At 70.1% G+C, this 11,763-nt stretch carries 13 protein-coding genes and 1 tRNA gene; all 14 read left to right on the forward strand.

Annotation, left to right across the window (positions count from 1 at the left end):
• Nucleotides 1-189: 189 nt before the first annotated feature.
• The 14 genes from N7E59_RS11290 to N7E59_RS11355 all read left to right on the forward strand — a co-directional run bounded on the left by N7E59_RS11290 (nt 190) and on the right by N7E59_RS11355 (nt 11,726).
• Complete coding sequence (locus N7E59_RS11290) at nt 190-2,124, forward strand: AMP-binding protein (protein WP_261625040.1); 1,935 nt, start codon at nt 190-192, stop codon at nt 2,122-2,124.
• A 37-nt stretch (nt 2,125-2,161) separates the two neighbouring features.
• Nucleotides 2,162-2,452 (forward strand): hypothetical protein, encoded by a 291-nt coding sequence (locus N7E59_RS11295; protein ID WP_261625041.1) that lies wholly within the window; start codon nt 2,162-2,164, stop codon nt 2,450-2,452.
• A gap of 192 nt (nt 2,453-2,644) precedes the next feature.
• Entirely contained in the window at nt 2,645-3,532 is an 888-nt protein-coding gene (locus N7E59_RS11300) for a ParA family protein (protein WP_261625042.1), read from the forward strand.
• Between the two features lie 44 nt (nt 3,533-3,576).
• Nucleotides 3,577-4,458 carry a segregation and condensation protein A gene (locus N7E59_RS11305; protein ID WP_261625043.1) on the forward strand — a complete coding sequence of 294 codons (882 nt, stop codon included), beginning with the start codon at nt 3,577-3,579 and terminating at the stop codon, nt 4,456-4,458.
• Nucleotides 4,451-5,089 carry an SMC-Scp complex subunit ScpB gene (gene scpB / locus N7E59_RS11310; RefSeq protein WP_261625044.1) on the forward strand — a complete coding sequence of 213 codons (639 nt, stop codon included), beginning with the start codon at nt 4,451-4,453 and terminating at the stop codon, nt 5,087-5,089. The genes N7E59_RS11305 and scpB overlap by 8 nt, the downstream gene beginning before the upstream one ends.
• 162 nt (nt 5,090-5,251) lie before the next feature.
• Nucleotides 5,252-6,229: a pseudouridine synthase gene (locus N7E59_RS11315; protein WP_261625045.1), complete on the forward strand. Its 978-nt coding sequence runs from the start codon at nt 5,252-5,254 to the stop codon at nt 6,227-6,229.
• Nucleotides 6,226-7,380: a prephenate dehydrogenase gene (locus N7E59_RS11320; protein ID WP_261625046.1), complete on the forward strand. Its 1,155-nt coding sequence runs from the start codon at nt 6,226-6,228 to the stop codon at nt 7,378-7,380. The genes N7E59_RS11315 and N7E59_RS11320 overlap by 4 nt, the downstream gene beginning before the upstream one ends.
• The gene (gene cmk / locus N7E59_RS11325; protein WP_261625047.1) at nt 7,377-8,084 is read left to right on the forward strand and encodes a (d)CMP kinase; all 708 of its coding nucleotides are present in this window, start codon (nt 7,377-7,379) and stop codon (nt 8,082-8,084) included. The genes N7E59_RS11320 and cmk overlap by 4 nt, the downstream gene beginning before the upstream one ends.
• 67 nt (nt 8,085-8,151) lie before the next feature.
• The gene (gene der / locus N7E59_RS11330) at nt 8,152-9,696 is read left to right on the forward strand and encodes a ribosome biogenesis GTPase Der (protein ID WP_261625048.1); all 1,545 of its coding nucleotides are present in this window, start codon (nt 8,152-8,154) and stop codon (nt 9,694-9,696) included.
• 110 nt (nt 9,697-9,806) lie between these two features.
• Nucleotides 9,807-9,880: transfer RNA gene (locus N7E59_RS11335), tRNA-Pro, on the forward strand.
• 194 nt (nt 9,881-10,074) lie between these two features.
• The gene (locus N7E59_RS11340) at nt 10,075-10,737 is read left to right on the forward strand and encodes a cyclodeaminase/cyclohydrolase family protein (RefSeq protein ID WP_261625049.1); all 663 of its coding nucleotides are present in this window, start codon (nt 10,075-10,077) and stop codon (nt 10,735-10,737) included.
• A gap of 20 nt (nt 10,738-10,757) precedes the next feature.
• Nucleotides 10,758-10,883, forward strand: coding sequence for a hypothetical protein (locus tag N7E59_RS11345; protein ID WP_261625050.1), 126 nt, complete (start codon nt 10,758-10,760; stop codon nt 10,881-10,883).
• Between the two features lie 52 nt (nt 10,884-10,935).
• Nucleotides 10,936-11,277 carry a hypothetical protein gene (locus N7E59_RS11350; protein WP_261625051.1) on the forward strand — a complete coding sequence of 114 codons (342 nt, stop codon included), beginning with the start codon at nt 10,936-10,938 and terminating at the stop codon, nt 11,275-11,277.
• Nucleotides 11,277-11,726, forward strand: coding sequence for an N-acetylmuramoyl-L-alanine amidase (locus N7E59_RS11355; RefSeq protein ID WP_261625052.1), 450 nt, complete (start codon nt 11,277-11,279; stop codon nt 11,724-11,726). Before N7E59_RS11350 ends, N7E59_RS11355 begins: the two co-directional genes overlap by 1 nt.
• Nucleotides 11,727-11,763 lie beyond the last annotated feature (37 nt).

Raw genomic sequence — 11,763 nt, forward strand, 5'->3', positions numbered from 1 at the left:
GTTGGCCCGATGTGACCACCCCTCGCGGTGGCTGTGCGATGGATTCAGGGTGAACAGGGCTCTGCATCGGAGAAATGTATACAGAACTCTTTACTCTGCGTGGCCTGCGTCATACTCTGAGGCCATGCGCAGATCTGCGCCCGACGCAGTCCGCCGCAGATCCCCCCACGACGGACCAGGAGGTCGACGATGGCCAGCCCCCAGATCAGCAGCGCGACCGGTGACGCCCGCGCCCTGCATGCCCGTTCGCTCGAACAGCCCGAGGAGTTCTGGCTCGACGCCGCCGGCGCGGTCACCTGGGAGCAGGAGCCGACCCGTGCGCTGGACGACTCCCGGGCCCCCATCTATCGGTGGTTCCCGGACGGCCGGCTCAACGTCAGCCGCAATGCCCTGGACCGGCACGTCGAGGCCGGCCGGGGCGATCAGCCGGCGCTGATCCACGACTCGGCGACCACCGGCACGACCACCACCTACACCTATTCCGAGCTCACCGATGAGGTGGCCCGGACGGCGGGGATGCTCGCCGAGCTGGGCGTCGGGAAGGGCGACCGCGTCATCATCTATCTCCCGATGGTCCCGCAGGCGCCCATCGCGATGCTCGCCTGCGCCCGGCTCGGAGCCGTCCACTCGGTGGTGTTCGGAGGGTTCTCGGCCCGGGAGCTGGCCTCCCGCATCGACGATGCGACCCCGGACGTGGTGCTCACGGCCTCCGGCGGCATCGAGCCCAGGCGTCGGGTGGAGTATCTGCCCACGGTCGCCGAGGCGGTCGCCCTGGCCGAGCACCCGATCCGCGACGTCGTCGTCGCCCAGCGCGAGGGCTTCGAGCACAGCCTGAGCGACTACACCGCATCGGAGGAGCAGCCCGCCCGCTGGCACGACTGGGAGTCCACGGTGGCCGCGGCGGAGCCGGCCGAACCGGTGTCGGTGGCGGGGACCGATCCGCTCTACGTGCTCTACACCTCCGGCACCACCGGTCGGCCCAAGGGGGTGGTGCGCGACCAGGGCGGCACCGCCGTCGCGCTGACCTGGTCCATGCCGCACATCTTCGGCGTCGGTGCCGGGGAGACCATGTTCACCGCGTCCGACGTCGGCTGGGTCGTCGGTCACTCCTACATCGTCTACGCGCCGCTGCTGGCCGGCGCCACCACGGTGCTCTACGAGGGCAAGCCGGTCGGCACCCCCGACGCCGGCGCATTCTGGCGGGTCGTCGCCGACCATGGGGTGAAGACCATGTTCACCGCCCCGACCGCTCTGCGCGCGGTCCGGAAGGCGGATCCCGACGCCGCGCTGCTGGCCGATCACGACATCTCCTCGCTCGAGCACCTCTTCGTCGCCGGTGAGCGCCTGGATCCGGACACCCAGCGCTGGGCGTCCGAGGCGCTGCAGGTGCCGGTGGTGGACAACTGGTGGCAGACCGAGACCGGATGGCCGATCGCGGCGAATCCGGTGGGGGTGGAGATGCTGCCCATCAAGGAGGGTTCGGCGACGCTGCCGACGGTCGGCTACGACGTCGTCGTGCTCGACCCGATGGGGGAGCGGCTGCCCGCCGGTCAGGAGGGCAGCATCGCGATCCGCCTGCCGATGCCGCCGGGCACGCTGGCCACGCTGTGGGGGGACGATCAGCGGTACATCGACTCCTACCTCTCGACCTTCGAGGGGTACTACACCACCGGGGACTCCGGATTCGTGGACGAGGACGGCTACCTCTACGTCATGGGCCGCACGGACGACGTCATCAACGTCTCCGGCCACCGGCTCTCCACCGGCGAGATGGAGGCGGCGGTCGCCACCCACCCGGCGGTGGCCGAGTGCGCGGTGATCGGACTGGCCGACGAGCTCAAGGGCCAGCGACCCTCCGGGTATGTGGTGCTGAAGTCCGGGCAGGACATCGACGAGGACGAGCTGCGGGCCGAACTGACCGCCCTGGTCCGCTCGACGATCGGCCCGGTCGCCGACTTCAAGGACGTCGCCGTCGTCGCGGCGCTTCCGAAGACCCGGTCGGGCAAGATCCTGCGCAAGACGATGCGACAGATCGCCGACGGCGACGAGTACAGGGTCCCGTCCACCATCGAGGACGCCGGCGTGCTCGACGAACTGATCCCGGTGCTGCGCCGGGAGGGCTGAGCGTGCGCCCGGCATCCGCTCCCGGTGGGGGGCCGGCGTGAGCCCACGGCGCCCCGGCCACCCGGTCCTCGCTCGGCGATTCGACAGGGCTCTGCGGCAGGGTGCGCAGATCCGATACGCCGACGATGCCAGGGTGGTGGCCTGGTACCCGCCCCGCCCGCTCGGCTGCCTCGGCCTGGCCGTGCTGTCCGCGCTCGCGGTGCTCACCTACGGCGTCGCACTCGTCGTCTGGCTGCTCGTCGCACCGCGCCGCAGGGGGACGCTGCTGACCTGGGAGCTCCGCCGCTCCGGACGGGTGAGGAGGACCGTCAGGCGAGGGGTCTCCTGAGATCCGTACGGCCGTCCCGGCCGACGGATGCCCGAACATCAGGGTTCGACCTCGGCCTGATGCTCAGGGTTGGCATGTCCGACGATCCCGGTAGTCTGGGCGGGCCGTGCCGACGCGGGGCGCCTCAGGTGTGCCCGTCGACCGGTCAGATCCGACCATCCAGCCGTGCGTGGGAAAGGCAGGGGACTTCACGTGACCACCGAGCAGCCGAGGGAGCTCTTCACCGTCCACGGTGATGCGATCATCGGCCCCACCGGCCGTCCCAAGCATCAGTTCCCCGAACCGAAGCCGCTCGACGGCCACGGTCCGGCGCGCACGATCGCGATGGTCAACCAGAAGGGCGGTGTCGGCAAGACGACCTCGGCCATCAACCTCGGTGCCGCACTGGCCGAGTACGGCCGTCGCGTGCTGATGGTCGACTTCGACCCCCAGGGTGCGCTGTCCGTCGGCCTGGGCACCAGCCCGCACGAGCTGGAGACCAGCGTCTACAACGTGCTGATGGAGAAGTCCGTCGGTGCGCGGGACGCCGTCCTGCAGACCCACGTCCCCGGGGTGGACCTGCTGCCCGCGAACATCGACCTCTCCGCCGCCGAGGTGCAGCTCGTCAACGAGGTCGCCCGGGAACAGGTGCTCGAACGCGCCCTGCGTCAGGTCCGGGACGACTACGACGTCATCATCATCGACTGTCAGCCGTCCCTGGGCCTGCTGACGATCAACGCGCTGACCGCCGCGCACGGGGTGATCATCCCCCTGGTGGCGGAGTTCTTCGCGCTGCGCGCCGTCGCCCTGCTCGTCGACACGATCGAGAAGGTCCAGGACCGTCTGAATCCGGACCTGGAAGTCGACGGCGTGCTGGCCACCATGGTGGACATGCGGACCCTCCACACCAAGGAGGTCATCACCCGCATCGTGGAGGCCTTCGGGGACAGGGTGTTCGAGACCGTCATCAAGCGGACCGTGAAGTTCCCCGACGCCACCGTCGCGGCCGAGCCGATCACCTCCTACGCGCACAAGCATGAGGGCGCCAAGGCCTATCGGCAGCTCGCCCGCGAACTGATCGCCCGCGGCGGCGCACCCTGACGCGGTGAGTCTCACGGGACGACGGAGGGGGCAGGGGCGGCGCCGTGAGCGATGACGTCGTCGACCCGGAGGCCGAACTCGAGGGGGCCAGCGGATTCACCGTCCGGCTGGAGAACTTCGACGGCCCGTTCGATCTGCTCCTGGGGCTGATCGCCAAGCGGCGCATGGACATCACCGCCGTCGCGCTCGCCTCCGTCACCGACGAATTCATCACCTATGTGAAGACCCTCTCGGGCGAGGACGGCGGCTACAGCCCCAAGGCGCTCGACGAGTCCTCGAACTTCGTGCTGGTCGCGGCCACTCTGCTGGACCTCAAGACCGCGCAGCTGCTGCCCTCGGGCGAGGTCGAGTCCGAGGAGGACGTCGCCGCACTCGAGGCGCGCGACCTGCTCTTCGCCCGGCTGCTGCAGTACCGAGCGTTCAAGGAGATCGCCGCCCACATCCGCACCACTATGGAGCAGAACACCGGTCGGTTCCCCCGCAGCCCCGGAACGGACCCCCAGCTGACAGGACTGCTGCCGGAGCTCGTGTGGCGCACCTCCGCCGAGGACCTGGCGGCGATCGCCCAGCGTGCCTTCGAGCGGCCGCAGATCGAGCCGGACGACGTGAGGCTGGAGCACCTCCACGCCCATTCGGTGAGCATCCGAGACGAGGTCGCCTCGATGGCTCAGAGGCTGCGCGACGGAGGCTCGCTGAGCTTCACAGAACTCATCACCGACGCTCCCAACCGCCTGGTCGTCGTGGTCCGGTTCCTGGGTCTGCTCGAGCTCTTCCGAGACCGAGACGTCGAATTCGCCCAGGAGGCGCCGCTGGCCGAGCTGACGGTGACCTGGTCGGGTGCGGCCAGCGGTGACTCGGCGGCGGCCGACCGTGCGGCCGAGGAATGGGACGGCGACGACCATGTCCAGGAGGAGGACCATGACTGAGGACCAGCGGGCCCAGCCGTCGGAGGCGGCTTCCGAGACCCCGACCGAGCCCGTGCAGGACCAGCTGCTCACCCACGAGGAACAGCTGGGCGCCGTCGAAGCGATCCTCATGGTGGTCGAGGAGCCGGTCACACCGGACGAGATCTCCGCCGCGGTACGGCTTCCCGCCCACCAGGTGCAGACCCTGCTCGACGAGCTGCGCACCGAGGCCGACGGCGACGAGGCCACCGGCCGGCGCGAGCGCGGCTATGAGCTGCGGGAGGTCGCCGGAGGCTATCGCGTCTATTCGAGGCTGCGCTACGCCGACCAGGTCTCGGCGTTCATCCTCGGCGGGCAGACCGCGCGGCTCTCCCAGGCGGCGCTGGAGACCCTCGCCGTGATCGCCTACCGGCAGCCGGTCTCACGGTCGCAGGTGGCCGCCGTGCGGGGTGTGAACGTCGACGGCGTGGTGCGCACCCTGGTCCATCGTGGCCTGGTGGACACCGCCGGCACGGACCCGGTCACCGGGGCCACGCTGTATACGACCACCACCGAGTTCCTCGAGCGGGTGGGCATCGACTCGGTGGACGACCTGCCGCAGCTCTCGCCGCACCTGCCCGGCATCGAGGCCGTCGACGACTACACCGAGTAACACCTTCCCCTCCCCTCCCCATCGGTTGGGCGCTCCGCGTCGCTCAGATCCCCGATTTCGGCGTCTCAGCGACGCGGAGCGCCCAACCGATGGTGGTGAGGTGCGGGATGCGGGTCTGGGTCGATGGCGTCCGCTCGCCCGGCAGGTCCTAGAATGGGGCGCATGTCTTCACGGGGGAGCCGCCCGCCGCAGCGGCGCGGGCAGAAGCGGGCCAAGCCGCCGCGTGCCGCACGCGCGGCACGCACACCCCGCTCCGGCTCGAAAGGCGGGCCGTTCGCCGAGGAGAAGCCGCAGCGGATCATGCGGCGTCGTCCGGAACGGTCGAAGGTCCGCGAGGACGAGGCCGAGGACAACTTCGCCGCCGTCCACGACCCCGACGGCGTCCGCCTCCAGAAGGTTCTCGCCCAGGCCGGGGTCGCCTCGCGACGGGTCTGCGAGGACCTGATCTCCGAGGGGCGGGTCGAGGTCGACGGCCACACCGTCGTCGAACCGGGAGTGCGCATCGATCCGAAGTCCGCCGCCGTCCGTGTGGACGGGGTCCGGCTCCAGCTCGACGTCGCCCAGCGGTACTACATGTTCAACAAGCCCACCGGTGTGGTCACCACCATGTCCGACCCGCAGGGCCGCCCCTGCATCGACGACCACCTGACCGTGGAGCTGAAGCAGGTCAGGCTCGTCCACGTGGGTCGGCTGGACCGGGAGACCGAAGGCCTGCTGCTGCTGACCAACGACGGCGAACTCGCCCACCGACTGACCCACCCCTCCTACGAGGTCCCCAAGACCTACCTCGTCGAGATCGAGGGGTCCGTGCCCAAGAGCCTGGGGAGGACGCTGCAGGCGGGGATCACCCTCGACGACGGGCCCATCGCAGTCGACTCCTACGTCTTCCGCGGTGCGGCCGGCAGACGCAGCCTCGTCGAGATCACGCTGCACTCGGGGCGCAACAGGATCGTGCGGAGGATCTTCGACCACGTGGGGCACCCGGTGACACGTCTGGTGCGCACGGCCATCGGAGACATCACGATCGGAGACCAGCCGCAGGGCTCCGTCCGCGAACTCGGACGCCATGAGCTGGGACACCTCTTGGACCTGACCGAGCAGGCTCCTGCGCCGCGCGACGACGAGGAGGTCGCCCGGTGAACGCCCTGGAGACCACCCCGGAGGCCACCCGGCACACGCCCCGCGTGCTCGTCCGCGGCACCGGTCTGCTGGGCGCCAGCATCGGGTTGGGCCTCTCCGCGCGGGGCCACCGGGTGACGCTGTCCGACCCCTCGGCCGTCGCCCAGGCGATCGCCGCCGACATCGGAGCCGGTGCCCCGAAGAGCGCGCAGGACCCCGATCCGGAGATCGTCGTCGTCGCCGCCCCGCCCGAGGCCACCGCGGGGGAGGTCGCATCGGCTCTGACCGCCTTCCCCGGGGCGATCGTGCTCGACGTCGCCTCGGTCAAGGACGAGATCCTCCTCGAACTGCACGCGACGGCGGACGACCCCGGGCACGCGCTGAGGCGGGACGACCTCGTCCGGTACGTCGGCACCCACCCGATGGCCGGCCGGGAGCAGTCCGGCCCCGTGGCCGCACGCGGCGAGCTCTTCACCGCGATGCCGTGGGTGATCTGCCCCGCCGCAGAACAAGGCGTCCGGATCCCGACCGAGGCCGCGGTGGCCTGGGCCGAAGAGATCGCGCGTCGGCTCGGCGCCACGGTGCACTTCATGGCGCCGAAGGACCATGACGAGTCGGTCGCCCTGATCTCTCATCTGCCGCAGATCGCGGCCTCGCTGGTGGCCTCCCGCCTGCAGGAGGCGCCTGCGTCGGCGCTGGAGCTCGCGGGGAACGGACTGCGCGACGTGACCCGCATCGCGGCCTCGGATCCGAACCTGTGGGTGCAGATCCTCTCGTCGAACGCCGCCCCGATCACCGACATCCTCCACGGGCTGCGCGACGACGTCGACCGTCTGATCCGCACCTTGGAGAGCCCCCGTGCGCCCGGCGGCCAGGCGGACATCGCCCAGCTGATCTCCGAGGGCAACGCCGGGCGGGCTCGCGTCCCCGGCAAGCACGGCGGTCCGCCGCAGTCCTTCTCCCGGCTCATCGTCATCGTCGACGACCGGCCCGGTCAGATCGCCGCCGTCCTCAACGACGTCGCACAGGTCGGAGTCAACGTCGAGGACATGCGCATGGACCATTCGGCCGGCCACCAGGTCGGTATGGTGGAGCTGTCTGTGCTTCCCGGCCGACGCGAGGAGCTGGCAGAGGCGATGACCGAATTCGGATGGAAGGTGGTCCAGTCGTGACGACTCCGGATCAGAGCACGGCGGCACCTGCCCCGGCCTCGGCGCACGGGCGTCTCGTCGTCGCCGTCGACGGGCCCTCGGGCTCCGGCAAGTCCAGCGTCTGCCGGGCGGCGGCCCGCCGCCTGAGCGCCGAATACCTCGACACCGGAGCCATGTACCGGGCGGCGACCTGGTACTGCCTCGACACCGGTGTGGACTTCTCCGACGAGTCGGCCGTCGCCGTGGCCGTGGAGGAGACCCCGCTGTCGATCTCCACCGATCCGGACCACCAGAAGGTGTGGGTGGGGGAGGCCGACGTGACCGAGGCCATCCGTGAATCGCGGATCTCCGAGGCCGTCTCCGAGGTGGCGACGAACCGCCAGGCCCGCTCGGTGCTGATAGCCGAGCAGCGCAGACTCATCGACGCCGCCGGATTCGTCATCGCCGAAGGCCGTGACATCACCACCGTCGTGGCGCCGGACGCCCAGGTCCGCGTGCTGCTGACCGCCTCGGCCGAGGCGCGGCTCGCCCGTCGGGGCGCCGAGCTCGGGGGCGGCCAGTCGGCGCAGTCGCTGCAGCGTCAGGTCATCGAGCGTGATGCGAGGGACTCGGCCGCGGCGAACTTCACCGAGGCCGCCGACGGGGTCGCCGTGCTCGACTCCTCCCACCTGAGCTTCGAGGAGACGGTGAATTCGCTGGTCGCCCGCATCGAGTCGGTAGACTAGAGGATTCCCCTCCGCCGGTCCGGGGTCGTCCGGCCGGACCCACACCCCGCAATCATCAGGAGCTGCAGTGGCCCGACACGACGCACAGACGCCCGAGGGTGCTGAGGAGTACGTCCCCGCCGGCGATGACGACCGTCTGGCTGAACGGCTCGCGACGATCACCGACGACGAGGCCGAGAGTCGGGCCGCCGCTCTGCGCGCCGGACTCGAGGAGTACGACCTCGAGGACGAGGATGCCTTCCTCCTCGACGCCGACTTCGAGGACGAGGAGTTCGTCCCCGAGGTGGCCGCACCTCCGGTCCTGGCCATCATCGGGCGGCCCAATGTGGGCAAGTCGACCCTGGTCAACCGCATCATCCGGGCGCGCCAGGCCGTGGTCGAAGATGTGCCCGGGGTGACCCGCGACCGGGTCTCCTACGAGGCGGAGTGGAACGGCAAGGACTTCACGATCGTCGACACCGGCGGGTGGGAGCAGGACGCCAGGGGCATCCACAGGCGGGTGGCCGACCAGGCGGAGATCGCCGTCGACGAGGCCGACGTGGTGCTGTTCGTCGTCGACGGGCTCGTCGGTGCGACCGCTGTGGACGAGGCCGTGGTGAAGATGCTTCGGCGCAAGCGCAAGCCGGTGGTCCTGGTGGCGAACAAGGTCGAGTCGGATGCGCACATGGCCGAGGTGTACCCGCTGTGGAACCTCGGCCTGGGGGAGCCGTACCCGATCTCCGCGCTGCACGGCAGCGGAACCGGCGACGTCCTGGACGCGGCGGTGAAGCTCATGCCCGAGACGGCCCAGCACGGAGGGATGATCCCGATCGGCGGTCCGCGGCGGGTGGCGCTGATCGGACGGCCGAACGTGGGGAAGTCGTCGCTGCTGAACAAGCTGGCCGGCTCGGAACGGGTGGTCGTCGACGAGGTCGCCGGCACCACGCGGGACCCCGTCGACGAGTACATCGAGCTGGGCGGGGAGACCTGGCGGTTCGTCGACACCGCGGGGGTCCGGCGGCGGCAGCACATGGCCCAGGGCTCTGAGTACTATGCGATGCTGCGCACGCAGCGGGCGCTGGACAAGGCCGAGGTGGCCGTCGCACTGCTCGCGGTGGACGAGCCGATCTCGGAGCAGGACGTCCGCATCCTCCAGATGGCCGTGGACTCCGGACGTGCTCTGGTCATCGCCTACAACAAGTGGGATCTGCTCGACGACGAGCGGCGCTACTACCTGGAGCGTGAGATCAGCCGGGATCTGGGTCATGTGACCTGGGCCCCCCGGGTCAACGTCTCCGCCCGCACCGGCTGGCACAAGGACAAGCTGGCCCCGGCCCTGGACACGGCCCTGGAGAACTGGAGTCAGCGTATCCCCACCGGGCGACTGAACGCGTTCCTCGGAGAGCTGGTGGCCGCGCATCCGCATCCGGTGCGCGGGGGCAGGCAGCCGCGCATCCTCTTCGCCACCCAGCCGTCCTCCCGTCCTCCGAAGTTCGTGCTCTTCACCACCGGATTCCTGGACCCCGGCTACCGCCGGTTCATCATGCGTCGTCTGCGGGAGACCTTCGACTTCACCGGCACGCCGATCGAGATCAGCATGCGGGTTCGGGAGAAGCGCCGCCGGAAGAGGTGAGCGCGCGCAGAGGTCTCCGACGAGCCCTCATCACGCCCCGAGCCGATGCGGCATCCGCGGCGCTCCTGGGGTAGACTCTTCCGGTGCCCGGGACGCGTTCCGGGCCGTCACGGGATGTGGCGCAGTTTGGTAGCGCACACGACTGGGGGTCGTGGGGTCGCAGGTTCAAATCCTGTCATCCCGACCGAACGGAAGCCCCGGACCGCTGGAGTGACAGCGGTCCGGGGCTTCGTCGTGCTGCTGGCGGCTCGGGACATCGTCGACTCGGCGTCTCAGTCATCCTTCTGTGGCTGACCTGGGGGTTCTTCAGACTGTGTCCTAGGATCAGCGGGGTGCGGGGTCTGGGGATGAGGCGGTTCGATGCGGCAGACTTGGTGCATGGATGCTCCCGAGGACTTCACCACCCGACACTCCACCGTCGACGACTGGACCGATGCTCTGGCGGAGGCCGCCGGATCTCCCGGAGGAGGCGCAGGGGCCGGGGTGATGCTCGGCATCGCCGCGTCTCTGACCTCGATGGTCGCCGGCTACACCGAGGCGTCACCGGAGCAGCGGCAGGAGCTCGACGACCTCAGGGCCAGGGCTCGAGAGCTGCGGGGAGCCGCCCTCCAGCTCGCCGACGACGACGCCGACGCCTCCCAGGCCTTCGGGGCCGCGTTCTCCCGTGAGCGAGGTCCGGCACGAGACGAGGCCATCCACGAGGCCTCGCTGCGGGCCGCACAGTCCTCCGCCGAGCTCGGTGAGCTCGCCCTCGACGCCGTCGACGACCTGATGTGGCTCACCCGACACGGGAATATGGCACTCGTGGCCGACGTCGTCGTCGCCTGCGGCGCACTCCGAGCAGCGATCACCGGGGCTCGGACGAACGTGAGCTTCGATCTGGCGACGATGCGGGCCTCGGGACTCTCCCTCGAGGAGGTCCGACAGTCACACCCCGATCTGTGGGACACCGTCCGACGGTTCGAAGCCGGGATCGAGCGCCTCGACGAGGCCATGACCTCCGTCGACGACCGCGCCGCACCGACGGCCCCGGACCGGTGACGAGCCGAGCCGACCGGCCGATGACAGAGCGACCCGGCAACGTGCGTCTGTCGGTCGTGGTCATCGCCGCCGGCCTCGACATCCGTCGGAACCTGCGTGGACGCACCACCCACGATGATGACGAGGGGGAGCCCGCCGTCGACTGACCGGACTGACGAACGGTTGATTCTGAGAACATGATGCGCAAGGGTTGTGGGTATGTCACAGAACAGAGACTGGACTGAGACCTTACCGCAGGACGGTGCTGAGCCCATGGGTCGACGGAGCATCCTTCTGGGTGCTTCGGCGGCACTCGCCTCGGCCGCCGCCGTGACCACCGGAGCGGTCGGTGCCGCGGCCTCCGCCGTCGCATCTCCGCGGCCGGGGGAGCAGGGCTCCGACCGTCCGCAGAACAACCCGGGCAATGCGCCGGAGCACGCCGGGATGGCCGGCGACGGCTCCGACGGCGACTTCCCGCTGTCATGCCCGATGGGGCGTGACGGATCGCATGTGGTCGAGGCTCGTGAGAGGGCCGCCGCAGCGGCAGGAGGTGATCGCTGATGAGCGTCGACGTCATCTGGCGCGTCTCGCCGAACCACTCCGTCGGTCGGGAAGGCACTCCCATCGACCGGATCGTCATCCACTACATCGTCGGCGACCGTGCCGCCGCCGACGCCACCTTCTCGCAGCCCTCCTCCCAGGTGAGCGCCCACTACTCGATCGGTGAGCGCGAGGTCAGCCAACACGTCTCCGAGCAGAACACCGCCTGGCACGCCGGGCACCTGGCCACGAACCGTCGTTCCGTGGGGATCGAGCACTCTGCCGATCAGAACCGTGCTCCCGACGCCTGGACGATGGACACCTCGGTGCAGCTGTGCATCGAGATCTGCCGACGGTACGGCCTGGACCCGCAGGCCGCGATCATCCCGCACAACTCGGTCTCCAGCACGCTGTGCCCCAACACGGTGGACTGGCAGGAGATCCGCCGACGGGTCGCCGCCGGCCTCTGACGACTGAGACCACCACCCTGTGGGGCCCCCCCCCCCC

This window comes from Nesterenkonia marinintestina, assembly GCF_025420485.1.
Lineage (GTDB): Bacteria > Actinomycetota > Actinomycetes > Actinomycetales > Micrococcaceae > Nesterenkonia > Nesterenkonia marinintestina.

What these genes read in the sequence shown, in the direction of transcription:
- N7E59_RS11290 (WP_261625040.1), top strand. Translation starts at nt 190, where the DNA reads ATGGCCAGCCCCCAGATCAGCAGCGCGACCGGTGACGCCCGCGCCCTG.
- scpB (WP_261625044.1), top strand. Translation starts at nt 4,451, where the DNA reads ATGACTGAGGACCAGCGGGCCCAGCCGTCGGAGGCGGCTTCCGAGACC.
- N7E59_RS11315 (WP_261625045.1), top strand. Translation starts at nt 5,252, where the DNA reads ATGTCTTCACGGGGGAGCCGCCCGCCGCAGCGGCGCGGGCAGAAGCGG.
- N7E59_RS11340 (WP_261625049.1), top strand. Translation starts at nt 10,075, where the DNA reads ATGGATGCTCCCGAGGACTTCACCACCCGACACTCCACCGTCGACGAC.
- N7E59_RS11345 (WP_261625050.1), top strand. Translation starts at nt 10,758, where the DNA reads ATGACAGAGCGACCCGGCAACGTGCGTCTGTCGGTCGTGGTCATCGCC.
- N7E59_RS11350 (WP_261625051.1), top strand. Translation starts at nt 10,936, where the DNA reads ATGTCACAGAACAGAGACTGGACTGAGACCTTACCGCAGGACGGTGCT.
- N7E59_RS11355 (WP_261625052.1), top strand. Translation starts at nt 11,277, where the DNA reads ATGAGCGTCGACGTCATCTGGCGCGTCTCGCCGAACCACTCCGTCGGT.